Origin of the sequence: Microbacterium sp. ET2 (assembly GCF_030347395.1) — a bacterium.
Classification (GTDB): domain Bacteria; phylum Actinomycetota; class Actinomycetes; order Actinomycetales; family Microbacteriaceae; genus Microbacterium; species Microbacterium albipurpureum.
On sequence record NZ_CP128170.1, the window covers coordinates 3,370,404 to 3,396,711 of the forward strand.

Consider the following 26,308-nt stretch of genomic DNA (forward strand, 5'->3'; position numbering starts at 1 on the left):
GAGTCAGCGGCGATCAGTTCCGAGCTTCGGAGAGCAGCGAGAAGTACTCCTCGATGCCCCAGCCGATCGAGAGCGGGGAAGGGTTCGCGGAGGCGGCGAGGGGGGTGCTGTTCTCGAGGACGGCGATCTGGCCGTTGGCGATGGCGGGGATCTGCGACAGCAGCGGATCGGCCTGCAGTTGTGCGATGAGGGCCCCATCGGCATCGCCGTACGTGACGAAGACGTCGACATCGTCGAAGCGGTCGGCCTCCTCGGCGCTGACGCTCAGGTAGAACTCCTCCGTGTCGGCCGACATCTCCTCCACGGTCGTCGGCAACGGCATCCCGAGCGAGGCGAGGAATCCGGGGCGGGTGTCCAGTGCGGTGTAGAACCCGACCTGGCTGAGGTCTGCCGGGTCGAGGTAGGAGAACAGCACCTTGGCGTCGGCGAGGTCGGGGTGCGCTGCCAGGGCCTCATCCACCTGCGCGTGCAGGTCTTCGATGAGGGCGGCGCCCTCGGTCTCGCGCCCGAGAGCGGCGGAGTTGAGCTCGATCATCTCCTCGTAGGACGTGCCCCACGCCACCTCCGGATAAGCGACGACGGGCGCGATCTTCGACAGCGTGTCGTAGTCCTCCTGCGTGAGGCCGGAGTAGGCGGCGAGGATCACATCCGGCTGGGTGTCGGCCACGGCTTCGAAGTCGATCCCGTCGGTCTCATCGAACAGCACGGGCGTCTCGGCACCGAGCTCCGAGAGTTCGTCCTCGACCCAGGGCAGCACCCCATCGCCGTCGTCGTCGCCCCAGGTGGCCTTGCTCATGCCGACCGGAACGATTCCCAGTGCGAGCGGCACCTCGTGGTTCCCCCACGCGACCGTCGCGATGCGCTCGGGCTGGTCGGTGATCGTGGTCTCGCCGAAGGCGTGGGTGATGGTCACCGGAAAGGCGCCGTCGGCCGACGTGGCGGCATCGGAGGTGCCGTCGGTGGCGGCCGAACCGGCGCAGCCGGCCAGCGAGAGGGTGACGACGAGGCCGGCGCTCAGCGCTGCGGCCATGCGGGTGCGAGTCAAGGTTCCTCCAGAGATTAGGACAGCCTTACTTTACCTGAAGCTTCGTGCGCGCCCGTTCCGAATGACGAAACCCCGGCCACGGGGCCGGGGTTTCGCTCGATGTCGAGAGATCGGGTGGGTCAGGGACGATCCAGTCTGCGGACGAGCGCCCACGCGGCCGGGATGAGGGCGGCCGCGATCGCCGCCTTGATGATCCCCCCGACCACGAAGGGGAACAGACCCGCTTCGAGGACCTGCCAGAACGTCAGATCCATTCCGAGGAAGACGTTGAGGATGAGGGCCATGTAGGGGATGCCGAAGAGGAACGGGATCGCGCTCGCACCCGCGAAGCCGAGGAACGCCAGGACGGGCCGTCGGTCCCAGGCGCGCTCGGCGAACCATCCCGCGACGGCCGCCGCGGCGATGAAGCCGACGATGAATCCGAAGCTCGGTTTGGCGACCGCCGCGATCGTCCCCGTGAAGTCGGCGAAGACGGGCAGGCCCGCGAGTCCGGCGAGCAGGTAGACGGTGAGGCTGGCCGCGCCGCGGCGGGCTCCGAGAGCGGCGCCCACCACGATCACCCCGAGGGTCTGTCCGGTGATCGGGACGGGCCAGAGTGGGATCGACACCTGCGCCAGCACGGCGACGAACAGCGCGCCGGCGGTCACCAGGGTGGCGTCGACGGCGAAGGCACGGGCGCGGGACGAGGGGCGCGCCACGACGTCTGCGAGGACGCGATGAGGGCGGGGAGCGGCGGCGATCGATGACATGCGCTCAGCCTAGAAGACACCGCCGGCTGAGGCGAAGCCGGTGCGGCCGTATACTGGGACGCTGGCCACTCGGCCTTCCCCTCCCCGCTGACCGATCGGACGTTCGCCGTGCTCGCCGTACACGACCTCGAGATCCGCGTGGGTGCCCGCGTGTTGATGTCCGAGGTGTCGTTCCGGGTGTCAGGCGGTGACAAGGTGGGCCTCGTGGGCCGCAACGGCGCCGGGAAGACCACGCTCACCAAGGTGCTCGCCGGTGATCTGCTCCCCTCCGACGGCCGCGTCGACCGCTCGGGAGAGATCGGCTATCTTCCCCAGGATCCTCGCTCCGGTGACCCGGAGATGCTCGCACGCACGCGCATCCTCGATGCGCGCGGCCTCGGGACGATAGCGATCGGCATGCAGGAGGCGTCGATGGCGATGGCCTCCGACGATGCCGACGTCGCCGCGCGGGCCATGCGTCGGTACGCCCAGCTCACCGAGCGTTTCGAAGCTCTCGGCGGGTACGCCGCCGAGGCCGAGGCGGCCTCGATCGCGCACAATCTGTCGCTGCCCGACCGCATCCTCGACCAGCCGCTGAAGACCCTGTCCGGCGGTCAGCGCCGGCGCATCGAGCTTGCTCGCATCCTGTTCTCCGATGCCGGCACGATGATCCTCGACGAGCCGACGAACCACCTCGACGCCGACAGCGTGGTGTGGCTCCGTGAATTCCTGAAGAGCTACAAGGGCGGGCTCATCGTCATCTCCCACGACGTCGAGCTGGTCGGCGAGACGGTGAATCGGGTGTTCTACCTCGACGCCAACCGGCAGGTCATCGACGTCTACAACATGAACTGGAAGAACTACCTCCGTCAGCGGGTGGCCGACGAGGAACGCCGGAAGAAGGAACGCGCGAACGTCGAGAAGAAGGCCACCGTGCTGCAGCAGCAGGCCGCCCGGTTCGGCGCGAAGGCCTCGAAGGCGGCCGCCGCCCACCAGATGGTCGCGCGGGCGGAGAAGATGCTCGCCGGCCTCGACGAGGTCCGCCAGGAGGATCGGGTCGCGAAACTTCGCTTCCCCAAGCCCGCCCCGTGCGGGAAGACGCCGTTGACGGCGGCCGGACTGTCGAAGTCGTACGGGTCGCTGGAGATCTTCACCGACGTGGACCTCGCGATCGACCGCGGCTCCAAGGTCGTCGTCCTGGGGCTCAACGGCGCCGGCAAGACGACACTGCTGCGGATCCTCGCCGGGGTGGACGCACCCGACACCGGGCAGGTCGACCCGGGGCACGGGCTGAAGATCGGATATTACGCACAGGAGCACGAGAACCTCGACGTCTCGCGGTCGGTGCTGGACAACATGATGTCGGCGGCGCCGAACATCACCGCCACCGAGGCGCGGAAAGTCCTCGGATCCTTCCTCTTCACCGGTGACGACGTGCTCAAGCCCGCCGGCGTGCTCTCGGGTGGAGAGAAGACCCGGCTGTCGCTGGCGACGCTCGTCGTCTCGAGCGCGAACGTGCTCCTCTTGGACGAGCCGACCAACAACCTCGACCCCGCATCTCGTGAGGAGATCCTCGATGCCCTCGCGCACTACGAGGGCGCCGTCGTCCTCGTCTCGCACGACGAGGGGGCGGTCCACGCACTGAACCCCGAGCGGGTGCTCATCCTGCCCGACGGCGTCGAAGACATCTGGGGTCGCGATTACGCCGAGCTGATCTCTTTGGCGTGATCGATGCCTCGTCCGCTCCGAGCCTCAGGTCCGACGATCGGAGCCCGCAGCGTCGAGCAGGGCGTCCTCTTCGCTCGCGTCGGGATCGCTGCGACGACGTCCTCGGGACGGTCGGGCAGGGTCGCTTCTTCCGGTGATCGCGGGGGACGGTGCGTCGGCCTGGGCTGAGGGCGCCTCGGTGCCGTCATCCTCCCGGTCTTCCCGCCGATGACGAAGCTCGGTGCGGATGATGTATCCGATGAAGATGAACCCCATGATGGCGAAGAGGATCCACTGGATCGCGTAGGACAGGTGGGGGCCGGGGTCTTCGGAGGGGACCTCGAGAGCCGACGGCGCAGGGGAGGCCGCCGGATCTTCGCTCGACATCAGAGCGAAGAGGGACGGCTGGAGGGCACTCGCCGTGTCGGCGGGGAGGCGCTCCGCGACGAGCCCGATGTTGATGGTCGGCACCTGACCCTCCGGCGCCGACCGACCCGACCGTGGCGCCGCCTCCTCGGGACGAAGGCGAGCCTCGACCGTCACCGTCCCCTCCGGGGGGGCAGGGACCGCGTCGGGCACGGCCTGATCGTCGCCCGGGGGAACCCAGCCGCGATTGATCAGGACGACTTTGCCGTCCTCCAATCGGAAGGGCACGAGGACCTCGAAAGCGGCCGTGCCGCCGTGGGGTCGATTGCGCACAAGGAGCTGCTCATCGCTGAGGTACTGCCCGATGAGCTCGACCGGGCGCCACTCGTCGTCGGGGTCGAGGGCCGATCCGGCCGGGACGATGTCCTCGAGCGGCACCGCGGTGGCGTCGTAGTTCTGTTCCACGACCCGGAGCTCGGTGGCGCGCTCGGCGTTGCGCGAGAACTGCCAGTGGGACAGGAAGGCGCACGCGATCGCGAAGAGCACGGCCACGAGCGCGTACCCGGTCCATCGGACGAGTGGGGAGGATCGCGTCGCCGTCACGGTTCGCTGACCGCACGGTCGAGGCGGGAGACGTCGAGGGGGAAGGAGCGGGCGGCGAGGAACTCGCGCAGATAGTCTCGATGCTCGTCGCAGGCCACCCACGACTTCCATCGATCAGCGCTGTGGATGCGGGGATTGCGCCAGCGGATCAACCAGGACGCCGGGGCGCGGCATCCCGCGCGTGAGCACTGAGCCGGTGATCCGTCGCCGCTCACTCGCCCTCTCCGCGCCGTGGCGGCGGGGCGGACTCCTGGATGCGCAGGACCCGCTCGGGTGGGGCGGGTGCGGGTTCCGCGTCGACCGGGGCCGCGATCTCGCGCTCCGGGTTCTCCGAGCGTGCCACGCGGTCGGTCGCGCCGACGTTGGCGAACACCACGGCCACGTAGGGGAGGAAGACCGCGCCGAGGGCGAACACCCACGTGTACCAGCCGTACGGGGTGATGAGCACCATCAGCACGAAACACAGGACGCGCACGCCCATCATCGCCAGATAGCGCGCTGATCGCGCGCCGGAATCGTCACGAGGTGCACGGGGCAGCGACGTGGCGGACGGAGGCCTCGACGAGCGGTTCACGATGGGACCAGGGTACGCCGCGTGGAGGGAGGCGGCTCCGGCCTGGATCAACACTTTCTCGATCGCAAGAGATCTCTGCGGCGGCGACGCGCGACCTGGGGGCTCAGGAGAGCGTGCCGGTGGTGGCGCTGCCGATGATCAGCGGCAGGAAGGAGAGGAAGAACAGCACGAGCAGGAGGATGAATCCGAGGCCGACGTACCCGACGATGGTGCCGGCGAGCGCGAGACCGCGGCCCTGCTCGCCGGTGCGCTTGATCTGGGAGAGGCCCATGTGGCCCGTGATCACGCCGACGAGGGATCCGATGAAGGGGAGGACGACGAACGAAGCGATGGACGAGATGAGGGAGACGATCGCCAGGACATTCGTCTTGGGTGCGGCGTACGCGCCGTAGGGCGCGGCGCCGTACGGCGAGGAGGCACCGTAGGGCGCGGCCGAACCGTAGGGCGCGGTCGATCCGTAGGGTGCCTGGCCGGGGTAGGCACCCGGCGTCGGCTGCTGACCGTAGGCCGCTGACTGCCCAGGGGCAGGCGGCTGCGCCGGGGCCGGCGAGCCCTCGGGCGTCCCCGGATACGGCGGAACGGAAGGGGTGGCCGGATCGGTGCCCTGCGGGTTGTCGGGAGTGCTCACGGTGCGCCCTTTCTCGTCTTGCTCCAGCGTTCCAGGCCGTCGTCCCGGGTGTCAAACCGGTCTGGCTAGGCTGAGGGGATGAGCAACGAACGTGTCGTCCTGGTCACCGGCGGAAACCGCGGTATCGGGCGGGCCATCGCCGAGCGCTTCGTGTCCGACGGCTACCGGGTGGCCGTCACCGCCCGGTCGGGCGAGGGACCCGACGGCGTTCTCACGGTTCGCGCCGATGTCACCGATGCCGCCTCCCTCGATGCGGCGATGGCAGAGGTCGAGCAGGCACTCGGTCCGGTGACGATCGTGGTGGCGAACGCGGGAATCACCCGGGACACCCTCCTCATGCGGATGAGCGAAGACGACTTCGACAGCGTCGTGGCGACCAACCTCGGGGGCGCGTTCCGGGTGGTCAAGCGAGCGTCGAAGGGGATGATCCGCGCACGGTTCGGGCGCATCATCCTCATCTCCAGTGTGGTCGGTCTGTACGGCTCCGCCGGGCAGGTCAACTACGCCGCCTCCAAGAGCGGGCTCGTGGGGTTCGCGCGGTCGCTCACCCGTGAGGCTCGGGGGGCGGGGGATCACGGCGAACGTCGTCGCCCCCGGGTTCATCGAGACGGACATGACAGCCGAGCTGCCCGCCGACACCCAGGCCGAGTACAGGAAGAACATCCCCGCCGGGCGCTTCGGCGACGCGGCCGAGGTCGCGGGGGTCGTCGCGTGGCTGGCCTCCGACGATGCGGCCTACATCTCCGGCGCGGTCATCCCGGTCGACGGAGGTCTCGGGATGGGGCACTGACCCGTCGGGTCGCCGCCGAGACGGATCACCGTCCGAGCGCGTCCGCGATCGCGCGGGCGACGGTATCGGGCTTGGAGAACTGCGGCCAGTGGCCGCCCGCCTCACCGGGGGCACGGAGTGAGACGGCGCGGAGGGGGCCGTGCGCTGCGAGGCCCGCGGCCCAGGCGGGTGGATCCTGACGGATCGCCTCGATCTGCTCGGGCGGGACGGTGTTGGTGAGGATCGTCGCCGGGATCTCACGGCGTCGGTCGTCGGTGAGGGAGACGGGGTCGGTGGGGACGTTCCGGGGCACGACGCCGATGTGTCTCATGGCTCGGTCCCGCATATCGGGATCGAGGTCGTCGACGTCATCGTCGTCGAAGAAGTCCCATCCCGGGAAGGGCACGGTGTCGCCGTCGACGGGGAACTCGGAGATCATGCCGCCATCGGGCGGCGGGAAGGTGTCGAGGAACACCAGGTGCGCCACCTTCGTCGGCCGGAGATCGGCGGCGCCATAGATCACATTGCCGCCTCCGCTGTGCCCGACCAGCGCGACGGGGGTCTCCCGTCGGTCGATCTCGGCGACGACGGCATCGATCCACTCGCCGATGCCGATCTCGGCCATCGCAGGGTCGGGGGGCGTGTCACCACGCCGGACCCCCGGCATGGTCAGGGGAACGGGTTCGAGCCCGGTGTCCCGGAGCCCGGGCACCACCTCATCCCACGACGACGCGGTCAGCCAGAGTCCGGGAACAAGGAGGACGTCCATGGCCGCCACCGTACTCCCCCCGTCCGACACCGCCCTAGGGAAGCAGGGGGATGACCTCGCGGAGATCGACCGGACCGATCACGAGGTCGGCCCGTTCCCGGACGAGCGGCTTGGCATTGAACGCCAGGCCGAGACCGGCGACCGACATCATCGTGAGGTCGTTCGCACCGTCGCCGATGGCGAGGGTCCCCGCGCGGGGAACCCCATGGTCGCCGGCCCACGCCGTCAGGGTGTCTGCTTTCCCCGCGGCGTCGATGATGGGACCTGAGATCCGCCCCGTCAGTGCGTCGTGTGAGACGCCGAGTCGGTTGGCCCGCCACAGATCGACACCGAGAGACGGCGCGATGTGGTCGAGGATCTCGTGGAAGCCGCCGGAGACGACGCCCACGACTCCGCCGCGTTCGTGCACCGCGGCGATCAGCTCCGCCGCGCCCGGGGTCGGCTCGACCCGCGCGCGCACGCGGTGCAGGGCCGCCACGGGGACTCCGGCGAGCGTCTCCACCCGCGCACGCAGGCTCGTGGCGAAATCCACCTCGCCGCGCATCGCCGCCTCCGTGGCGGCGGCGACCTCCGCTCCGCGGCCGGCCTCATCTGCGATGAGCTCGATCACCTCGTTGCGGATCAGGGTCGAATCGGCGTCGAGGACGACGAGGAATCGCGCGGGCTCGCTCACCTCTCCACCGTAGCGGCGGGGCGAGGGGTCACCGATCGACGAAGACGCCCTTGCCGACCACGGTGATCCCGCTGTCGGTGACGGTGAACCCGCGGGCGAGGTCGCGTTCGCGGTCGACTCCACCGTGGCGCCGTCTGCCATGACGACGTTCTTGTCGAGGATGGCGCGATGGATCCTCGCACCGGCACCCACCTGAACGTGGTCGAACAGCACGGCATCGGTGATCGTCGAGCCGCCCGCGGCGAGTGTCCACGGCCCGACGACGCTCCGCTCCAGATGCGTACCGGAGAGGACGGAACCGAGCGAGACGATCGAATCGATCGAGTTGCCGATCCGGCCCACCGAGTCTCGGACGAACTTCGCCGGCGGCGAGTTGACGGCCTGCGAGTGGATCGGCCACTGCATGTTGTAGAGGTTGTAGATGGGCAGGGTGGAGATGAGATCCTGGTGGGCCTCGAAGAACGAGTCGATCGTGCCGACGTCGCGCCAGTACGACCGGTCGCGATCGGTCGACCCGGGAACGTCGTTGCGGACCATGTCGTAGACGCCCGCCTCGCCGCGACCGACGAAATAGGGGACGATGTCCCCGCCCATGTCGTGGTTGGAGGTCGGGATCTCGCCGTCGGCCTCGACCGCCTCGATCAGCGCGTCGGCGTCGAAGATGTAGTTGCCCATGGACGCGAGCACCTGATCGGGCGCGTCGGCCAGGCCCTCGGGCTGCTGCGGTTTCTCGAGGAAGTCGCGGATGCGGCTCGGGTCGTCGGGATCGACGTCGATGACTCCGAACTGGTCGGCCAGGGAGATCGGCTGGCGGATGCCTGCCACCGTCGCCCGGGCGCCCGAGTCGATGTGCGCGGCGAGCATCTGTCGGAAGTCCATGCGGTACACGTGGTCGGCGCCGATCACGATGACGATGTCGGGCTGCTCGTCGTTGATGAGGTTCAGGCTCTGCAGGATCGCGTCCGCCGACCCCGAGAACCATCGCTTGCCGAGCCGCTGCTGAGCGGGAACGGAGGCGACGTAGGAGTCCAGCAGGGCCGACATGCGCCAGGTCTGGGAGACATGACGGTCGAGGCTATGGGACTTGTACTGCGTGAGGACGACGATCTGCCGGAGCCCGGAGTTGATGAGGTTCGATATCGCGAAGTCGATGAGCCGGTACTGACCGCCGAACGGCACGGCGGGCTTGGCGCGGTCGGCGGTCAGGGGCATGAGTCGCTTCCCCTCGCCGCCGGCGAGGATGATTCCGAAGACCTTCGGCGCTGCAGGCATGGCACCACCCTAGGCCCGGTTTCGCGCTGGAACCCAGCGACTGTCCAGAGATGCCCGCGTGTACTAGGTTTCGAGCCATGCGCGTCGACATGATCACCAAGGAATACCCGCCGGAGATCTACGGAGGCGCCGGGGTGCACGTGACCGAACTGGTCCGGGCGCTGCGAGACGGAGGCTCCGGATCCCCGGTGGATGTGCGCGTGCGCGCGTTCGGGGCGGAGCGCGAAGAGCCGGACACGACCTCGTATCGCGTGCCCGCGGAGCTCACCGCCGCCAACGCCGCCGTGCAGACCCTCGGCACCGACCTCGAGATCGTGACGGATGTCGCCGGTGCCGACGTCGTGCACAGTCACACCTGGTACGCCAACTTCGCCGGCCACCTCTCCTCGCTCCTGCACGGCATCCCGCACGTGCTCACCGCTCACAGCCTCGAGCCGCTTCGACCGTGGAAGGCCGAACAGCTGGGCGGGGGATACGCGGTGTCGAGCTGGGTGGAGAGGGTGGCCTACGAGCACGCCGCGGCGATCGTGGCGGTGAGCGAGGGGATGCGCGCGGACATCCTGCGCAGCTACCCCGCCGTCGACCCGGGAAAGGTGCGGGTGATCTACAACGGAATCGACACCGACTCCTGGCACCCGGTCACCGACGATCCGCTCCTGGCCCGGCTGGGCGTCGACCCGGCGCGGCCCTCGGTCGTCTTCGTCGGCCGCATCACCCGTCAGAAGGGCCTGCCGTATCTTCTGCGCGCTGCCGCCCAGCTGCCGCCGGAGGTGCAGCTCGTGCTGTGCGCCGGAGCTCCGGACACCCCGCAGATCATGGCCGAGGTGAAGGAGCTCGTCCGAGGCCTCCAGCAGACGCGCGATGGCGTGGTGTGGCTGGACCGCCTCCTCTCGCGCCACGAGCTGTGCACGGTGCTCACCGCCGCGACCGCCTTCGTCTGCCCCTCGGTGTACGAGCCCCTCGGGATCGTCAACCTCGAGGCGATGGCGTGCGGCGCCGCGGTCGTCGGCACCGCCACCGGCGGCATCCCCGAGGTCGTCGTCGACGGGGTCACCGGCCGGCTCGTCCCCATCGAGCAGATGGATGACGGCACGGGGACGCCCCTGGACCCCGACCGATTCGTCGACGACCTCGCCGCCGCCCTCACCGAGGCCGTCAGCGACCCCACTCGCGCCCGTGCGTGGGGGGAAGCGGGGCGCCATCGGGCGATCTCCGACTTCAGCTGGCAGAGCATCGCCGCCCAGACGGCGGCTCTGTACCGCGAGGTCGCCGCGGCGCCGTGACCGTCGGTGCCCGGCCGATAGGCTGGGGTCATGCCGCAGGTGCTGGAGTTCTCCGACGTCGTCGTCCGCAGGAACGCCCGTGACATCGTCGATCACCTCGACTGGGAGGTCAGCGATGATCAGCGGTGGGTGGTGCTCGGCCCGAACGGCGCGGGGAAGACAACGATCCTGCAGCTCGCGGACACCCTGATCCATCCGACCTCCGGCGCGGTCACGATCCTCGGTGAGCGCCTGGGTCGGACGGATGTCTTCGAGCTGCGTCCGCGCATCGGCTTCGCATCGAGCGCCATGGCGCGGCGGATTCCCGCCGAGGAGACCGTCCTCGACGTCGTCCTGACCGCGGCGTTCTCGGTGGTCGGACGCTGGCGCGAGGACTACGAGGACATCGACGAGCGCCGAGCGCTGCGGGTCCTTGCCGAGTGGCGTCTGGATGAGCTGGCCGATCGCACGTTCGGCACGCTGTCGGACGGCGAGCAGAAGCGTGTGCAGATCGCGCGCTCCATCATGACCGACCCCGAGCTGCTGCTCCTGGACGAGCCGACCGCCAGCTTGGATCTGGGTGCGCGGGAGGAGCTGCTGACGTTGCTGGGCGGTTACGCACAGGCACCGACCACGCCGGCGATGGTGATGGTCACGCATCACGTGGAGGAGATCCCCGTCGGCTTCACCCATGTGCTCCTCCTCCGGGAGGGGCGCGCCGTGGCCGCCGGGCCGCTCGCCGAGGCGCTGACCGGGGAGTCGCTGACGGAGACCTTCGGAGTACCGATCACCCTCCGCGAAGAGGACGGGCGCTTCACCGCTCGCGCTGCGGGGTGACGGCCTCGCGGGCCGTGTCCGGCGGAGCCCGGTTCGGCGGTCCGGGCCGGCGCCTGGTAGACTCGTCCGCTGGTGCTCTCGCACAACAGACTTTCCGTCGCTCCCGCAAGGATTCCCATGAAGACTGACATCCACCCCGACTACCGCGCGGTCGTGTTCCGCGACCTCGGCTCGGGCGAGACCTTCCTCACCCGTTCGACCGTCACCAGCGACAAGACGATCGAGCTCGATGGTGTCGAGTACCCCGTCATCGACGTCGAGATCTCGTCGGCCTCGCACCCGTTCTACACGGGCAAGCAGCGCATCCTCGACTCGGCCGGCCGCGTCGAGAAGTTCAACCAGCGCTTCAAGAACTTCGGCGGCCGCTGAGCCACCGCGCAGAAGCCCCCGACCACGGTCGGGGGCTTCTGCGCGTCACCGCACCGGCCACGTGCCTTCGACCGGCTCGCCCGGATCGATGCGACCGATCCTCACGAAGTACTCGGTGAGGCTGGCAGCCTGATCGCGTGCCCAGGCGATCTGCTCGACGTGGATCCCCCGAGCGGTCGACGGGAGCAGGCCCCGATAGCGACGGGCGAGCGCCTGCGCCACGCGTCCTGCCGCCCGCGCGTCCGCAGCCGCTTCATGCGCCTCGTCGAGCCGGACGGCGTAGTGCTCGGCAACCCTCGTGAGCGTTCGCTTCCCCCGCCGGTAGCGGTCGTAGTGCCGGTCGATGACGAGTGGATCGAAGACCGGATGCGGGTGCTCCAGCGGCACGACGTCGTGACGCAGAGCTTCGTGACGCAGCAACGTGAAGTCGTAGGCGGCGTTGTAGGCCACCACCGGGATGCCCGCGTCGAGGATGCCGCGGAGACACCCGACGACCTCGGCGACGACCTCCGCCGCGGGCCGGCCCGTGGCACGCGCCTGGGCCGTCGAGATCCCGTGCACGGCCGTTGCCGCCGCGGGGATCTCCACGCCTGGGTCAGCCCGCCAGGATCGGCCGCACACCGCCGCCCCCGTGGCATCCAGCAAGCCGACGTGAGCGGTGACCACCCTGTCGGAGCGCACGTCGATCCCCGTCGTCTCGAGGTCGAACACGCCCACGACGCGCAGCCACGGCGGGGGATCGTCGCGGAGGGGGGCCGGAGTCGATCCAGCGGGTTCGGGGGCGGGGCGAGGGATGGTCATGGCTCCGCACCGTACGCGCCGGTCCCGACATGGACCGCCGGTTAGACTCGAACGTGTCGATTCCGCACCCCGAGGTCCCCGCCCCGCGCGCCCTGACGCCCGAGGGAGACCGGGTGGAGATCCTCGGTGGTCAGACCGCCTACTGGACGTACGGGCCCGCGGACGCCGAGGCCACGGTGCTCGCGGTGCACGGATTCCGCGGTGACCACCACGGTCTGACCGCGATCATCGGGCTCCTTCCCGACGTGCGCGTGATCGTGCCGGACCTCCCCGGTTTCGGCGACTCGACCCCGCTTCCCGGGCGCCGTCACGACATCGACGCCTACCGTGCCTGGCTCACGAAGGTGCACGCGGCGCTCGCCCCGGAGGCGGTGATCCTGGGGCACTCGTTCGGCTCGATCGTGGCGGCGGCGGCGGTGGCGGGGGGCCTGCCGACACCCCGGCTCATCCTCATCAACCCCATCGGCGCGCCGGCGCTGGAGGGTCCCCGCGGCGTCCTCACGCGTCTCGCGGTCTTCTATTACCGGATGGGTGCCCGCCTGCCGCGGCGGGCAGGGGAGTGGGTGCTGCGGCAGCGCGCGATCGTCCGCGGGATGAGCGTGGCGATGGCCAAGACGCGCCGGCGCGATCTGCGCCGCTACATCCACGACCAGCATGATCGGTACTTCTCGCGCTTCGCCGACCGCGACGTGCTCCGCGAGGCGTTCGAAACGTCCGTCCGCAACGATGTGCGGGTCTTCGCGCCCGAGATCGCCCAGCCGACGCTCCTCATCGTCGCCGAGCGCGACGACATCACCCCTCTGGGCGCGCAGCGGCGGCTCACGACGCTCTTCCCTCAGGCCGAGCTGGTCGAGATCCCCGAGGTGGGGCACCTGATCCATTACGAAACGCCGGGGCCCGCGGCCGCGGCCATCACTCGCTTTCTCGCGCCTTCCGCTGCCGGTACGCGATGACGTTCATCCGGTTCCCGCAGTTGCCGGTGTCGCAGTAGAGCTTGGACTTGTTCTTGGAGAAGTCGACGTAGACGCCGTCGCAGTCATCTGCGGCGCACCGTCGCACGCGGTCGTACTCGTCGGCGCGGATGACGTCCACGAAGGCCATCGCGGCTTCGACCAGCACCCGCGTCGCCAGGGGGGCATCGTCCGACGTGGCATGGATATGCCAGTCCATCCCGTCGTGCTTCATCAGGCGGGGGAGAGCGTGTCCGCGTCGCAGCATCTCGTTGACGAGGGGCACCGCCCCATCCCGGTCGACGTCCCAGAGGCCCTGCAGTGGCCGGCGCACCGCGCGCAACGCCGAGAGCTCGGCGTCATCGCGACGGATCACGCCGGTGTAGGGGTTGATCCGAAGATACTCGTCGAACTGCTCACGGCTCGTGAGGGTGTCCGCGGCGTCGGCGCCGCCCACACCGGGCAGGGTGTTGACGAGGTACGCGGCGGCGCGCAGATTGCTCTCGGTGTCATGGATGAAAACCACGTTGACTCCTGACATTCACCGGCACTAGTGTCACCAGTTTACGCATGCTTGACTCCTGACAGACGGATGATCCGATGACCGCGACCGCGCCGCTGCCCGTGCTCTCCCTCGGCGTCCCCGCCGCCGCGTCGCGAACGGCCACGACGGGTCTGGTGATGGCTCTGGCGTCGGCGCTGGCGTTCTCCTCGAGCGGCCCCCTCATGAAGCCGCTGCTCGAGGCCGGGTGGTCTCTCGGAGCCGCGCTCCTGGTGCGGATGGGTGTCGCAGCCCTCGTGCTCTCGCCGGCGCTTGTGATCGCGATCCGTCGCCAGCGGCGGTTCGTCCGACGGCACTGGCCCCTCATCGTCGCCTTCGGTCTCATGCCGGTACTCGGATGTCAGCTGCTGTTCTTCTCGGCGATGCAGCGGATGCCGGTGGCCGTGGCGCTGCTCATCCAATACCTCGCGCCGGTTCTGCTCGTCGTCGCGGTCTGGATCCGCACCCGCCGGCGGCCGTCGTACCTCGTCCTCGCCGGGTCGGTGGTCGCGGTCGTGGGTCTGGTGCTCGTGGTGGACGTCTCGGGCGCCGCATTCGACCCGATCGGCGTGCTGTTCGCGCTCGGCGCGGCCGTGTGTGTGTGCGCGTACTTCGTCATCGCCGAGCGCGCCGGAGACGACCTGCCGCCCCTCGCGCTGGCCGCAGCCGGCCTCCTCTTCGGCGGTCTGGTGATGGCGGGGCTGTGCGCCACCGGCGTGCTGCCGTTTCATGCGGTCGCGGTGACGGTCACGCTTGCGGGGGCGGAGGTGGCGTGGTGGCTGCCCCTGCTGTGGGTCGCCGCAGTGGCGACCACGATCGGTTACGGGCTCGGCGTGATGGCCGTTCCACGGATCGGGTCTCGCGTCGGTTCCTTCGTCGGCCTGTCCGAGGTGCTGTTCGCCCTGGCCTTCGCCTGGATCTTCCTCTCGGAGATCCCGGCCGCCGTCCAGTTCGCCGGCGGAGCGCTCATCCTTGCGGGGGTGATCCTCGTCCGACTCGACGCGGCATCGTCGGCCGATGCGCGCGGACAGAGGGCTACGAGTCCCGTCGTGCCAGCTCCATGAGGGGTCGAACGCGATAGCCGATGACCTCTCCCATGACCAGGGAGGTCTCGGTGCGCTCGACGCCCTCGATGGCGAGGATCCGGGCGTCGGTGTCGAAGAGGTGCTGGGTGTCGCGACACGCCACACGCACCAGCAGGTCGACCTGGCCGCTCAGGCCATGGACCTGCACGATCTCGGGCACGCGTCCGAGCTCGGCGGTGATGCGGGGCAGGTCGGCCTGACGCACCGTAACGCTGAGGAACGCCTCGATCGGAAAGCCGAGGGCCTCCGGGGAGATCGCGCGTTCGTACGAGAGGAACACGCCCGTCCGCTCGAGCCGCGACATCCGCGCCTGGACCGTGTTGCGCGACAGGCCCAATCGCTCCGCCAGCGCGACGACCGTGGCGCGCGGATCGTCCGAGAGGGCCGCGAGGAGCTCGAGATCGACGTGATCGAGAGTGCTCATACTGCGAAAGATTAGCAGGCTGATCTCGCCCCGTCTGCGCATGTTGCTCAACAATCACGAACATGCTTGAGCTAGGTGACAGAACGAGTAGCCTCAGGCTTGTCGGCGACGCTGCCGGCGACTCACGCGCGACGCTTCACGAGAGCATCGCCTCGAGGAGGGATGACAACGGTGCGCACCCTGAACCCCATGGCCGATCCGGCCACCGATGTGGACGACGTCGCTCGTCTGCTGACCCCCGCCGGCGAACGCGTGAGCGACGCGGATCTGCAGCAGTGGATCGAGGATGTCGACACCACCGCCATCCAGCGGCTCTACCGCGACATGGTGCTGCTGCGCCGCATCGATGCGGAGGGCGTAGCTCTCCAGCGGCAGGGGCAGGTGGGTCTGTGGCCGCCGTGCCAGGGGCAGGAGGCGACGCAGATCGGCACGGCCCGTGCGCTGCGTGCCGACGACTTCGCCTTCCCGAGCTACCGCGAGACCGGCGTCGTCTACGCGCGGGGCGGCAAACCGTCAGACTACGTCCTCGCATGGCGCGGCGAGGGCCACTCCACCTACGACCCCCATGAGCTGCACACGGCGACCCAGCAGATCATCATCGGGGCCCAGTCGCTCCACGCCGTCGGCTACGCGATGGGCGTGCAGCGCGACGGCGGCGACCAGGTGGCCGCGGCCTACTTCGGAGATGGCGCGACCAGCCAGGGCGACGTCAACGAGGCGATGGTGTTCGCCTCCTCGTTCGGTGCGCCGGTGGTCTTCGTCTGCACGAACAACCAGTGGGCCATCTCCGAGCCGGTGAGCGTCCAGGCCCGCTTCCCGATCGCGGGGCGGGCGCCCGGGTTTGGGATCCCCAGCATGCGCGTGGACGGCAACGACGTGCTGGCGTGCCTGGCTGCGATGCGATGGGCGATCGACCACGCCCGGAAGGGCCGGGGCCCGGCCTTCATCGAGGCCGTCACCTATCGCATGGGTCCGCACACCACCTCGGACGACCCCACCCGCTACCGCGACAAGGAGGAGGTCGAGATCTGGCGTCGCCGCGACCCGATCGACCGGGTGGAAGCCCTGCTGCGCACCGAGGGTGCGTTCGACGACGACCTCGTCGCCGAGGTCGCCGCGGACGCCGACGCGCTCGCCGACGAGGTCCGCCAGGCCGCGATGGGGGCGGTGACGCGTCCCCCGCTGTCGATCTTCGATGCCGTCTACGCCGAGCCCCACTCCGGCATCGACGCACAGCGTGCCGCGTACGCCGCGTACCTCGACGGGTTCGCCGCGGTGGCGGAGGAGGGCTGACCATGGTGCAGTTGACGATGGCGAAGGCGATCAACGAGGGTCTGCGCCGTGCGATGGCGGATGACCCCAAGGTGCTGGTGCTGGGGGAGGACATCGGCAAGCTGGGCGGCGTCTTCCGCGTCACCGACCGCCTCCAGGAGGAGTTCGGTGCGCAGCGCGTCATCGACACCCCGCTGGCCGAGTCGGGCATCGTCGGCACCGCTGTCGGCCTCGCCCTCCGGGGCTTCCGGCCGGTGGTGGAGATCCAGTTCGACGGCTTCGTTTATCCGGCCTTCGACCAGATCGTCTGTCAGGTCGCCAAGCTCCACTACCGCACCCGCGGCAATGTCCGGATGCCGCTGACGATCCGCATCCCGTGGGCGGGGGGCGTCGGCGCGGCGGAGCATCACTCGGAATCACCGGAGGCGTATTTCGTCCACACGTCGGGCCTGCGCGTGGTGGCGGTGTCCAACCCGCAGGACGCCTACGTCATGCTCCGCCAGGCGATCGCCTCGGATGACCCGGTGGTCTACTTCGAGCCCAAGCGGCTCTACCACACCAGGGCCGAGGTCCACCTCGACGTCGACCCCGCCGATGCCCCGCCGATGGGCCTCGCCCGTGTCGCCCGCGAGGGCACCGACGTCACCGTGCTGACCTACGGTGCCCAGGTAGCCACGGCGTTGGACGCCGCCCTGGCCGCCGAGGAGGACGGGATCTCGCTCGAGGTGATCGACCTGCGTTCGCTCTCACCGGTGGACTACCGGACGATCGGCGCGTCGGTGCGCAAGACAGGACGCGTCGTGGTCACCCATGAGGCCGCGCGCGAGGCCGGGGTGGGCGCCGAGCTGGTCGCCAGTGTCACCGAGCGGTGCTTCCACTATCTGGAGTCGCCTCCCGTCCGGGTGACGGGACACGACATCCCCTACCCGCCCGCGAAGCTCGAGAAGCACCATGTTCCCGACCTCGACCGCGTCCTCGACGCCGTCGACCGCGTGCTCGAGCGCCCGAACAGCCTGACGGGGGTGGAGCTGTGATCCAGGAGTTCCGCCTCCCCGATCTCGGTGAGGGACTGCCCGAGGCCGAGCTCGTGCAGTGGCTCGTCGCCGAGGGCGACCGTGTCGCCCTGAACCAGACCATCGCCGAGGTCGAGACGGCGAAGGCCGTCGTGGAGCTGCCCTCGCCGCATGCCGGGGTCGTGCAGGTGCTGCACGCTGCGGCGGGCGACGTGGTGGAGGTCGGTTCACCGCTGATCTCCTTCGAGGTGGGCGCGGAGGCTTCCGGAAGCCCCGCACCGCCGGACGCGTCCTCGGCGACACGCGACAAACCCGCGGCGGGTGAGGTCATCGCCGCCGACGCACCGGCCGACGACGCCGCCGGGCCGAACCTCGTCGGCTACGGCGCCGGGCCGCGCAGCGGGAACCGTCCGCGGCGTCGGCCGCGGATCGCGGCGTCGACATTCCCGTCGGCGGCGACGGACACCGCGGTCCTCGCCGTCGCGCCGCACGACGACATCCGTCTCGTGGAGGACGTGGAGTCCCTGCAGGAACGGCCGAGGTCGACCCCGCCGGTCCGCAAGCTCGCCAAAGACCTCGATGTCGACATCGCGCTGGTGACGGGGACCGGCCCGGGCGGTCTCATCACCCGCGACGACGTCCGCGGCTATGCAGAGACGACGACCCGCGCCGCCCAGCCGGCGAGCGACGTCCGCGCGCAGGACACGGCGGATACGGGGGAGACCCGGATCCCGATCCGGGGCGTTCGCAAGCACACCGCGGAGGCGATGGTGACGAGCGCCTTCACTGCGCCGCACGTCACCGTCTTCCTCACCGTCGATGTCACCGAGACGACCGAGCTCGTGGCATCCCTGCGCGAGGACCGCTCGCTCGCCGACCACCGCATCGGCGTCCTCGCCGTGGCGGCCAAGGCCGTCTGCCTGGCGCTGCGTCACCACCCGACTCTGAACTCGAGGTGGGACGGCGAGCGCGGTGAGATCGTGCAGCATCACGGTGTGCACCTCGGGATCGCGGCCGCGACCGAGCGCGGCCTCGTCGTGCCGAACATCCGCCATGCCGACCGGATGACCCTGCCCGTTCTCGCCGACGCGATCCGCGACCTTGCGACCACGGCCCGTGCCGGCAAGACCTCGCCCGAAGCGATGCGCGGGGGGACCTTCTCCATCACCAACGTGGGCGTCTTCGGCGTGGATGCGGGAACACCGATCCTCAATCCCGGCGAAGCCGGCATCCTCGCCATCGGCGCGGTACGTCGCCAGCCGTGGGAGCATCGCGGCCAGATCGCGCTCCGCGAGGTGGTCACCCTCGCCCTGTCCTTCGATCACCGTCTCGTCGACGGCGAACAGGGGTCGCGGTTCCTCGCCGACGTCGGGGCGGTGCTGCGGGAGCCCGGGCGGGCGATGCTGCTGACCTGAGCGTCGCTGCGGGAACCGTCACGCCTGCGTGAACAGGCCCCTGCCGCGTCGTCGCAGATAGTCGTAGGCCTCCGCATACGTCTGCGGTTCGTCCTGGGACCCCTCGCCGTACCGCGCCTGGAGGAGGCCGAGCAGCCCTCGTCCGGGGGGACTGAGCGGTTTGTCGCGGTGCGGCGACGACGTCACGTCGATCGGCTCCTCGGCCTGAGGGTTCGGCGGGTGGTACATGGGGTGGACCGTCGGCCAGGTGGCGGGATGACGGGGCCTGCTGAGGTTGAGAACGGAGAAGAGCGTGTTCGCCCCTGCATCCCGGCGGTTCAGCGGCTGGAGGCCATGGCGGCGGGCGAGGGTCGCGATCACCGAGCCGTGGTGCATCTCGTCGTTGATGACGGTGCCCGCCCGGGTGTACGCCGACACCGCGATCGCGGGGACGCGACCTCCCAGCCTGTCGAAGGCGAAACCCATCTCTCCCGGCGCAGCGTCCGCCACCGGGGGCACGGCCCTGGGCGGCGCGACATGGTCGTAGGTGCCGCCGTGCTCGTCGAAGGTGATGAGGAGCAGGGTGTTCAGGGCGTTCGACCCGGTGGCACTGGCGCTCGTCCGGATCGCGTCGTAGATGCTCGCCACGAGCTTCTCGCCGGCGCGGACGTCGGAGACGGCCGAGTCGATGACCATCCGGCCGTCGACCTCGCTGGAACGGTAGACGCCGAATGGGGGGTGGAAGTCGTTGTGGTTGTATGTCAGGCGCGGTTCGATGAACGCGTAAGCGGGCAGAGTGCCGTTCTCGACGTCCCTGTAGAACTCCGGCATGAAGGCGAAATGCTCGGTGCGCCAGAACTGCTCCAGCACCGGCGCGTGAAGCACGCCGGTCAGTGAGACCAGCTGCATCTCATCGAAGTAGACCTTCCAGGACAGTCCGGCGTCCTCGAGTCGATTGAAGATCGTCGGTGTCGGGGGCGCGTTCAGCCACTTGTCGTATCCGCCGCCGTGCTTGTTCGTCACGAAGCCGTGGGAGGTCGAGGCGTGGAAGAACGACCGGTTGCAGTACGTCTGGGACGGCACACCCGCGAACCAGGCGTCGAACACGGCGAACTCCCGGGCGAGGGTCGACAGGACCGGGAGTTGCTCGGGTGAGAACCCGCCCATGATCTGCGACGCCTCCTCGAGCGTCGGCTCCGTGCCGCGGCGCAGTCGCGTGAAGTTGTTCCAGTAGTCTTGGACGAAGCCCTCCATCGTCGGTCGGGTCCCCGGCGGGGGCGCATTGAACGGGGAAGCCATCTGTCCCACCTGCGCCGTGGCATTGCCCGGCGGGTCGACGCGGCCGAAGAGCTGGGTGTTGACGTGCGGGAACTCCTCGCCCGGGTCGGGGTTGGGAAGTCCCATCACGACATCTGTCGCTCCGGAGTACACGTGCGCGGCGACGCGGTCGCCGTGCGGCGAGCGGTTCGCATAGTCGCCGAATGCGAGCCCGTCGAACCGCGACCGCTCGGGCAGGGTGTCGGGGGTGTAGAGCCACCCGAGCATGTTGTCGAACGACCGGTTCTCGCCCATGAACACCACGATGTGATCGAAGCCGGGTTCGGAGCGTGCGGCGAGCGCGGGGAGGTCCTGCGTTCCCTCCTGCACACCGACGGCGTGGCCGATCGCCGCGCCGCCGGTGGCGCCGACGGCCCCGCCCACGGCGAACCCTGCCGCCGCCAGGCCGCCGACCTTGAGGAAGTCACGGCGTGAGGTGACGGCCTCTTCTTCGAGGTTCTCGCGCATCGTGCTGTGAGGATACCGCTCAGACGGCCAGTGCGGCTCCTGCCATGTCCGTCAGGATTCCGCGGACGAGCGCCTGGTCGGGTGCGTCCAGACCCGTGCGGATGCTGTGCGGCGTGGAGTTGATGAGGCCGAAGCACGCGTAGGCCCGCACGCGGAGGTCCTGCTCGCTGCGGTCCGGGTGGACCGCGGCGAGGACACCGACCCACATCTCGACGTATTCGCGCTGCAGACGGCGCACGGCCCGACGATCCTCGACGCCGAGGTTCGCCAGGTCGCGGTCCTGCACGCGGATGACGTCCGCGTCGGTCAGGGCGAAGTCGACGTGGAAGGCCACCAGCTGCGCGAGGCGCGCGTCGGGGTCATCCGTCCGCTCGATCACCGCTCGTCCGCCGTCGCGCAGCCGTTCGCTCACGCCGATGAGGATCGCCGCGAGCAGCGCCTGCTTGTTGGCGAAATGGCGGTAGATCGCCGGTCCGCTCACGCCGACCGCCGACCCGAGGTCTTCGAGGCTGACGCCGGTGAACCCCCGCTCGGCGAACAGGCGCGCCGCCTCGGCGAGGAGAGCGGAGTGTCGATCCGCCTTGGCTCGATCGCGACCCGTGGTGCTTGCCATTTCAGTTAATCCCCGCTAACGTGAGAGCTCGGTTAACGCACACTAACCGTCCCCGGCGCGCCGCGACAACGGGCGTGACCGGATCGTGACGTCGACGGAGATGACATGGCCAGGCTCACCACCACTGTGCGTCGTGACGACGACTTCCGCCGTGCCGACGCCGCGCAGCGGGACCTCGCCGACGACCTTCGCCGCCGGTTGGCCGAGGCCGCCCTCGGCGGGCCTCCTGCGTCGCGGGAGCGCCACGTCGCCCGGGGGAAGCTCCTGCCCCGAGACCGGGTGGACCGACTCCTCGATCCGGACAGCCCGTTCCTCGAGATCGCCCCGCTGGCCGCCGAAGGACTGTACGACGGTGAGGCTCCCGCGGCAGGAGTCGTCGCCGGAATCGGGCTGGTGCATGGGCGACACGTCATGATCGTCTGCAACGACGCGACAGTGAAGGGCGGCACCTACTTCCCGCTCACGGTGAAGAAGCATCTTCGCGCCCAGGAGATCGCCCTGGACAATCGCCTCCCGTGCGTCTATCTGGTCGATTCGGGTGGAGCCTTCCTGCCGATGCAGGACGAGGTCTTCCCCGACCGCGACCACTTCGGACGCATCTTCTTCAACCAGGCCCGGCTCTCGGCCGCGGGGATCCCCCAGATCGCCGCCGTGCTGGGGTCGTGCACGGCCGGAGGGGCCTACGTGCCGGCGATGAGCGACGAGACCGTCATCGTCCGGGGGCAGGGCACGATCTTCCTCGGCGGACCGCCGCTGGTCAAAGCCGCGATCGGCGAGATCGTCACGCCGGAAGAGCTCGGCGGCGGAGAGCTGCATGCCCGCCGGTCGGGTGTCGTCGACCACCTCGCCGACGACGACGAGCACGCCCTGGAGATCGTCCGCGACATCATCGCCACGCTCCCCGCCGAGGCCGATCCCGTCTGGCAGGTCGATGCCGCAGTCCCGCCGGCCGTCGATCCCGCGGAGCTCTACGGAGTCGTCCCGGTGGACGTGAATCAGCCCTACGACGTGCGCGAGGTGATCGCGCGCCTGGTCGATGGCAGCGACTTCCACGAGTTCAAGCGCGAGTACGGCGACACCCTCGTCACCGGATTCGGGCGCATCCACGGGCATCCGGTCGGCATCGTCGCCAACAACGGCGTCCTGTTCTCCGAGTCGGCTCAGAAGGGCGCGCACTTCATCGAGCTGTGCGATCAGCGCGAGACCCCGCTGCTGTTCCTGCAGAACATCACCGGCTTCATGGTGGGGCGCGAGGCCGAGGCCGGCGGCATCGCCAAGGACGGAGCGAAGATGGTCACCGCTGTGGCGACCACGCGCGTGCCCAAGCTCACGGTCATCATCGGCGGATCCTTCGGCGCCGGGAACTACTCCATGTGCGGTCGCGCCTACTCGCCCCGTTTCCTCTGGAGCTGGCCGGCGAGCCGGATCTCGGTCATGGGCGGGCCCCAGGCCGCCGCCGTGCTCGGCACGGTGAAGCGGGATCAGCTCCAAGCGCGAGGTGAGGAGTGGAACCCCGCCGACCAGGAGGCGTTCGAAGCGCCGATCCGCGCGCGCTACGACGAGCAGGGAAGCCCCTACTACGCCACGGCGCGGCTCTGGGACGACGGCGTCATCGACCCCGCCGACACCCGCGACATCCTGGGTCTGGCCCTCGATGTCATCAGTCGCACGCCGCTGCCCGCGCCGCAGTTCGGCGTCTTCAGGATGTGATCGCCGTGACGACCGACCACCCCGCTCCGATCTTCGGCACCGTCCTCGTGGCCAACCGCGGCGAGATCGCCCGTCGCGTCATCCGCACCCTCCGCGTCCTCGGAATCCGCGCCGTCGCCGTGTTCAGCGACGCCGATGCCGATGCACCGCACGTTCGCGAAGCCGATGACGCCGTGCGGATCGGACCGGCCGCCGCGTCGGCGTCCTATCTCGACGTCGCAGCCGTCATCGACGCCGCCCGTCGGTCGGGGGCGGAGGCGATCCACCCGGGCTACGGCTTCCTCTCCGAGAATGTCGCCTTCGCACGGGCGTGCGCCCAGGCCCGCATCGTCTTCATCGGCCCGGGTGAGCGGGCCCTGGAGATCATGGGGGACAAGATCCGGGCGAAGGAGCACGTCGCAGGCTTCGGCGTTCCGACCGTTCCGGGCTTCTCAGCCGCTGGGATGGACGACGCCGAGATCGCCCGCTCCGCCGACGCGACCGGATTCCCGCTGCTGGTGAAGCCGTCCGCGGGCGGTGGCGGCAAGGGCATGCAGATCGTGCACGCCGCCGGCGACCTCTCCGCAGCGGTGGAGAGCGCCAGGCGCGTGGCGCGTGCGGCATTCGGCGACGACACGCTGCTCCTCGAGCGGCTCGTGGAGAACCCTCGGCACATCGAGGTTCAGGTGCTCGCCGACGATCACGGCCACGTGGTGCACCTGGGTGAGCGTGAATGCACCCTGCAGCGCCGTCACCAGAAGGTCATCGAAGAAGCTCCCTCTCCGGTCATCGACCCGACGACGCGCGAGCGCCTCGGGCAGGCGGCCTGCGCCGCCGCGGCGAGCGTCGGCTACCGCGGTGCGGGAACGGTGGAGTTCCTCGTCGCCGCGTCTCGGCCCGAGGAGTTCTTCTTCATCGAGATGAACACCCGCCTGCAGGTCGAGCACCCCGTCACCGAAGAGGTCACCGGGATGGATCTCGTCGCCGAGCAGGTGCGCATCGCCGCCGGCCTCCCGCTCTCCGTGGCGCAGGATGAGGTGCGGATGCGCGGTCACGCCATCGAGGCGCGCGTCTACGCCGAAAGCCCCGAGCGGGGCTTCGTCCCGTCGGTGGGGGAGATCCTCGCGTGGCGGCCCGCTCCCGGCATCCGCACCGACGCGGCGGTCGAGACCGGGTCGCTCGTGACCGCCGATTACGACCCGATGATCGCCAAGGTGATCGCCCACGCCGTCGACCGGTCGGCGGCGCTGCGGTCTCTCGATGAGGGGCTGGCGGCGACCGTCATCGCCGGCGTGGAGACGAACGTGCCGTTCCTTCGGACCCTGCTCGCGCGCGAGGACATGCGGGCGGGTGACCTCGACACCGGCATCATCGACCGGATGCCGGCGCTGGAGCCCTCCGCCCCGGATGACGTCGAGCTCGCGGCCGCGGCGGCGGTGATCCGGACGGCGGGTGATGTCGCTGCGCAGACGCATTTCCGGCCCGGGGCGGGGCGGGTGTGGCAGAGCCTGCGCGGATGGCGCGGTGGGCGAGGCCCGGTGCCCGCGACCGTCTCTTTCACCGTCGACGGAATCGGTGTCATGTCCGCGTCGCCGACCGACGCGGTTCCGGCGACGGAGGTCGTCGTCGCACGCGCGGATGACGGAGCGTTGTGGACGTGGCGGAACGGGGCCACGCACCGGCTGACTCCGATCGACCGGCGTGAGGCGATGACGCGTCGCCTGGCCGCGCAGTCGCGTCGGGTCGCGGTCTCGACTCCGCAGGTGCGCGCTCCCATGCCGGGGGCGGTCGTCGCCGTGCACGTCGCGGACGGCGCGAGGGTCGCCGCGGGCGACCGACTCGTCAGCATCGAAGCCATGAAGATGGAGCACATCGTGATCGCGCCCCACGACGGCGCGGTCCGGATCCACGTCGCGATCGGCGACCAGGTGAACCGCGACCAGATCGTCGCGGAGGTCGAGGAGGACCAGGATGACCATTCCGCTCAGTGAGTACGCACTGGAGGAGACCGAGCTCGAACTCGCGCAGCTGGTGCGCCAATTCGCCGACGAGGTCGTCGCGCCGGTCTCCTACGAAGCCGATCGAACCCATACGCTGCCGCTGGACGTGGTGGCGCAGATGGGGGAGATGGGGCTGTTCGGACTGCCTTTCCCCGAAGACGTCGGCGGGCAGGGTGGGGACTACGTCGCGCTGTGTCTGGCGATCGAGGCGCTCGCCCGCGTCGATCAGTCGATCGCCATCACGCTGGAGGCGGGGGTGAGTCTCGGGGCGATGCCGATCCACCGCTTCGGCACCGACGCGCAGCGCGCGGAGTATCTCCCCGACCTCCTCGCCGGGCGCGCGCTCGCCGGGTTCGGCCTGACCGAACCCGAGGCGGGCTCGGATGCCGGAGCCACCCGCACCACCGCCCGCCGTGACGGCGAGGAGTGGGTGATCAACGGGTCGAAGCAGTTCATCACCAACTCCGGGACGGACATCACCCGCTTCGTCACGGTCACCGCTGTCACCGGCGAGGCCGGCGGACGCAAGCAGATTTCGACGATCATCGTTTCCAACGGCACTCCCGGATTCTCCGTCGAGCCCGGGTACGACAAGGTGGGGTGGCGCGCGTCGGACACCCACCCGCTCACCTTCGTCGACGCGCGGGTTCCCGCCTCGCACCTCCTCGGCGAGGAGGGGCGGGGTTTTGCGAACTTCCTCCACATCCTCGACGAGGGGCGGATCGCCATCGCGGCGCTCTCGACCGGCGCAGCCGAGGGGTGCCTGGAGGCCGCGGTGGAATACGCCCGGTCGCGCACCGTCTTCGCCGCGCCGCTGGCGAGCCGGCAGGGCATCCAATTCATGCTCGCCCGGATGCAGGCGCGGGTGCACAACTCCCGCCTGGCCTGGCTGCACGCAGCCCGCCTGCGGGACGCCGGCAAGCCCTTCAAGACCGCGGCCGCCATCGCGAAGATCACGGCGAGCGACGCCGCGATGGACAACGCCCGCGACGCGACCCAGATCTTCGGCGGCAACGGGTTCATGAACGAGTACCCGGTGGCGCGCCACTATCGCGACTCGAAGATCCTCGAGGTCGGCGAGGGCACGACCGAGGTGCAGCTGCTCGTCATCTCGCGAGCGCTGGGGCTCGGCGGGTAGC

General features: G+C 69.8%; 25 protein-coding genes and 2 pseudogenes. 13 read left to right on the plus strand and 14 right to left on the minus strand.

All coding sequences use genetic code 11. From position 1 onward, the window contains the following. Window positions 1-13: 13 nt before the first annotated feature. Together QSU92_RS16315 and QSU92_RS16320 are read right to left on the minus strand one after the other, a co-directional pair. Complete coding sequence (locus QSU92_RS16315; RefSeq protein WP_289263498.1) at window positions 14-1,045, minus strand: iron-siderophore ABC transporter substrate-binding protein; 1,032 nt, start codon at window positions 1,043-1,045, stop codon at window positions 14-16. Window positions 1,046-1,164: 119 nt separating this feature from the next. Beyond that, the gene (locus tag QSU92_RS16320; RefSeq protein ID WP_289263500.1) at window positions 1,165-1,794 is read right to left on the minus strand and encodes a biotin transporter BioY; all 630 of its coding nucleotides are present in this window, start codon (window positions 1,792-1,794) and stop codon (window positions 1,165-1,167) included. Window positions 1,795-1,902: 108 nt separating this feature from the next. Here QSU92_RS16320 and QSU92_RS16325 point away from each other — a divergent pair, with 108 nt between their 5' ends. Next, the gene (locus QSU92_RS16325) at window positions 1,903-3,501 is read left to right on the plus strand and encodes an ABC-F family ATP-binding cassette domain-containing protein (protein WP_289263502.1); all 1,599 of its coding nucleotides are present in this window, start codon (window positions 1,903-1,905) and stop codon (window positions 3,499-3,501) included. Window positions 3,502-3,525: 24 nt separating this feature from the next. Here the strand turns inward: QSU92_RS16325 and QSU92_RS16330 are convergent, their stop codons facing one another. The 4 genes from QSU92_RS16330 to QSU92_RS16345 form a co-directional block, all read right to left on the minus strand. After that, on the minus strand, window positions 3,526-4,449 hold the full coding sequence (locus QSU92_RS16330; RefSeq protein ID WP_289263504.1) for an SURF1 family cytochrome oxidase biogenesis protein: 924 nt from the start codon (window positions 4,447-4,449) through the stop codon (window positions 3,526-3,528). Continuing rightward, window positions 4,446-4,664: a hypothetical protein gene (locus QSU92_RS16335; RefSeq protein WP_289263506.1), complete on the minus strand. Its 219-nt coding sequence runs from the start codon at window positions 4,662-4,664 to the stop codon at window positions 4,446-4,448. The genes QSU92_RS16330 and QSU92_RS16335 overlap by 4 nt, the downstream gene beginning before the upstream one ends. Continuing rightward, on the minus strand, window positions 4,661-4,933 hold the full coding sequence (locus QSU92_RS16340) for a DUF3099 domain-containing protein (protein WP_289263508.1): 273 nt from the start codon (window positions 4,931-4,933) through the stop codon (window positions 4,661-4,663). Before QSU92_RS16340 ends, QSU92_RS16335 begins: the two co-directional genes overlap by 4 nt. 193 nt (window positions 4,934-5,126) lie before the next feature. Then, window positions 5,127-5,651 carry a DUF4190 domain-containing protein gene (locus QSU92_RS16345; RefSeq protein ID WP_289263510.1) on the minus strand — a complete coding sequence of 175 codons (525 nt, stop codon included), beginning with the start codon at window positions 5,649-5,651 and terminating at the stop codon, window positions 5,127-5,129. Between the two features lie 78 nt (window positions 5,652-5,729). Here QSU92_RS16345 and QSU92_RS16350 point away from each other — a divergent pair. Continuing rightward, a pseudogene (locus QSU92_RS16350) lies at window positions 5,730-6,441 on the plus strand (beta-ketoacyl-ACP reductase). A 25-nt stretch (window positions 6,442-6,466) separates the two neighbouring features. Here the strand turns inward: QSU92_RS16350 and QSU92_RS16355 are convergent. The 3 genes and pseudogenes from QSU92_RS16355 to QSU92_RS16365 form a co-directional block, all read right to left on the minus strand. Next, window positions 6,467-7,189, minus strand: a complete 723-nt coding sequence (locus QSU92_RS16355) for an alpha/beta fold hydrolase (RefSeq protein WP_289263513.1) — start codon at window positions 7,187-7,189, stop codon at window positions 6,467-6,469. Window positions 7,190-7,223: 34 nt separating this feature from the next. Continuing rightward, window positions 7,224-7,985 carry a phosphoserine phosphatase SerB gene (gene serB, locus QSU92_RS16360; RefSeq protein ID WP_289263515.1) on the minus strand — a complete coding sequence of 254 codons (762 nt, stop codon included), beginning with the start codon at window positions 7,983-7,985 and terminating at the stop codon, window positions 7,224-7,226. Continuing rightward, window positions 7,891-9,134, minus strand: a pseudogene (locus QSU92_RS16365) (glucose-1-phosphate adenylyltransferase). The gene serB and the pseudogene QSU92_RS16365 overlap by 95 nt, the downstream one beginning before the upstream one ends. Window positions 9,135-9,211: 77 nt before the next feature. On the opposite strand from QSU92_RS16365, the gene glgA reads away from it, so the two are divergent. From glgA to QSU92_RS16380, 3 genes are all read left to right on the plus strand, one after another. Continuing rightward, window positions 9,212-10,417 (plus strand): glycogen synthase, encoded by a 1,206-nt coding sequence (gene glgA / locus QSU92_RS16370; protein WP_289263517.1) that lies wholly within the window; start codon window positions 9,212-9,214, stop codon window positions 10,415-10,417. A 30-nt stretch (window positions 10,418-10,447) separates the two neighbouring features. Then, on the plus strand, window positions 10,448-11,233 hold the full coding sequence (locus tag QSU92_RS16375) for an ABC transporter ATP-binding protein (RefSeq protein WP_289263520.1): 786 nt from the start codon (window positions 10,448-10,450) through the stop codon (window positions 11,231-11,233). Between the two features lie 117 nt (window positions 11,234-11,350). Next, window positions 11,351-11,602 carry a type B 50S ribosomal protein L31 gene (locus QSU92_RS16380; RefSeq protein ID WP_124293105.1) on the plus strand — a complete coding sequence of 84 codons (252 nt, stop codon included), beginning with the start codon at window positions 11,351-11,353 and terminating at the stop codon, window positions 11,600-11,602. Between the two features lie 45 nt (window positions 11,603-11,647). Here QSU92_RS16380 and QSU92_RS16385 read toward each other — a convergent pair whose 3' ends face one another. Then, on the minus strand, window positions 11,648-12,403 hold the full coding sequence (locus tag QSU92_RS16385) for an exonuclease domain-containing protein (RefSeq protein WP_289263522.1): 756 nt from the start codon (window positions 12,401-12,403) through the stop codon (window positions 11,648-11,650). A 53-nt stretch (window positions 12,404-12,456) separates the two neighbouring features. On the opposite strand from QSU92_RS16385, the gene QSU92_RS16390 reads away from it, so the two are divergent. Further along, the gene (locus tag QSU92_RS16390) at window positions 12,457-13,356 is read left to right on the plus strand and encodes an alpha/beta fold hydrolase (protein ID WP_422880393.1); all 900 of its coding nucleotides are present in this window, start codon (window positions 12,457-12,459) and stop codon (window positions 13,354-13,356) included. On the opposite strand, the gene QSU92_RS16395 is transcribed toward QSU92_RS16390, so the two are convergent. After that, window positions 13,316-13,879 (minus strand): CGNR zinc finger domain-containing protein, encoded by a 564-nt coding sequence (locus tag QSU92_RS16395; RefSeq protein ID WP_289263524.1) that lies wholly within the window; start codon window positions 13,877-13,879, stop codon window positions 13,316-13,318. The genes QSU92_RS16390 and QSU92_RS16395 overlap by 41 nt on opposite strands. 74 nt (window positions 13,880-13,953) lie before the next feature. On the opposite strand from QSU92_RS16395, the gene QSU92_RS16400 reads away from it, so the two are divergent. After that, window positions 13,954-14,958, plus strand: a complete 1,005-nt coding sequence (locus tag QSU92_RS16400) for an EamA family transporter (RefSeq protein WP_289263526.1) — start codon at window positions 13,954-13,956, stop codon at window positions 14,956-14,958. Here the strand turns inward: QSU92_RS16400 and QSU92_RS16405 are convergent. After that, window positions 14,930-15,403: an Lrp/AsnC family transcriptional regulator gene (locus QSU92_RS16405; RefSeq protein ID WP_289263528.1), complete on the minus strand. Its 474-nt coding sequence runs from the start codon at window positions 15,401-15,403 to the stop codon at window positions 14,930-14,932. The genes QSU92_RS16400 and QSU92_RS16405 overlap by 29 nt on opposite strands. A gap of 162 nt (window positions 15,404-15,565) precedes the next feature. Between QSU92_RS16405 and pdhA the strand changes: the two genes are divergently transcribed. The 3 genes from pdhA to QSU92_RS16420 are packed head-to-tail and all read left to right on the plus strand — an operon-like array spanning window position 15,566 to window position 19,103. After that, window positions 15,566-16,696 carry a pyruvate dehydrogenase (acetyl-transferring) E1 component subunit alpha gene (gene pdhA, locus QSU92_RS16410; RefSeq protein WP_289263530.1) on the plus strand — a complete coding sequence of 377 codons (1,131 nt, stop codon included), beginning with the start codon at window positions 15,566-15,568 and terminating at the stop codon, window positions 16,694-16,696. A 2-nt stretch (window positions 16,697-16,698) separates the two neighbouring features. Next, window positions 16,699-17,709, plus strand: coding sequence for an alpha-ketoacid dehydrogenase subunit beta (locus QSU92_RS16415; RefSeq protein ID WP_289263532.1), 1,011 nt, complete (start codon window positions 16,699-16,701; stop codon window positions 17,707-17,709). After that, window positions 17,706-19,103, plus strand: a complete 1,398-nt coding sequence (locus tag QSU92_RS16420) for a dihydrolipoamide acetyltransferase family protein (RefSeq protein ID WP_289263534.1) — start codon at window positions 17,706-17,708, stop codon at window positions 19,101-19,103. Before QSU92_RS16415 ends, QSU92_RS16420 begins: the two co-directional genes overlap by 4 nt. 18 nt (window positions 19,104-19,121) lie before the next feature. Here the strand turns inward: QSU92_RS16420 and QSU92_RS16425 are convergent, their stop codons facing one another. Further along, window positions 19,122-20,867, minus strand: coding sequence for an alkaline phosphatase family protein (locus QSU92_RS16425; protein ID WP_289263536.1), 1,746 nt, complete (start codon window positions 20,865-20,867; stop codon window positions 19,122-19,124). Window positions 20,868-20,886: 19 nt separating this feature from the next. Continuing rightward, window positions 20,887-21,480, minus strand: a complete 594-nt coding sequence (locus tag QSU92_RS16430) for an SACE_7040 family transcriptional regulator (RefSeq protein ID WP_289263537.1) — start codon at window positions 21,478-21,480, stop codon at window positions 20,887-20,889. Between the two features lie 105 nt (window positions 21,481-21,585). Here QSU92_RS16430 and QSU92_RS16435 point away from each other — a divergent pair, with 105 nt between their 5' ends. From QSU92_RS16435 to QSU92_RS16445, 3 genes are read left to right on the plus strand one after another with little or no spacing between them, the layout of a single operon-like run. Next, window positions 21,586-23,190 (plus strand): carboxyl transferase domain-containing protein, encoded by a 1,605-nt coding sequence (locus QSU92_RS16435; RefSeq protein ID WP_289263539.1) that lies wholly within the window; start codon window positions 21,586-21,588, stop codon window positions 23,188-23,190. Beyond that, a complete protein-coding gene (locus QSU92_RS16440; protein WP_422880394.1) occupies window positions 23,187-25,160 on the plus strand; it encodes an acetyl/propionyl/methylcrotonyl-CoA carboxylase subunit alpha in 1,974 nt (657 codons plus the stop codon). The genes QSU92_RS16435 and QSU92_RS16440 overlap by 4 nt, the downstream gene beginning before the upstream one ends. Next, window positions 25,141-26,307, plus strand: coding sequence for an acyl-CoA dehydrogenase family protein (locus tag QSU92_RS16445; protein ID WP_289263544.1), 1,167 nt, complete (start codon window positions 25,141-25,143; stop codon window positions 26,305-26,307). The genes QSU92_RS16440 and QSU92_RS16445 overlap by 20 nt, the downstream gene beginning before the upstream one ends. The last annotated feature ends 1 nt before the right edge of the window (window position 26,308 follow it).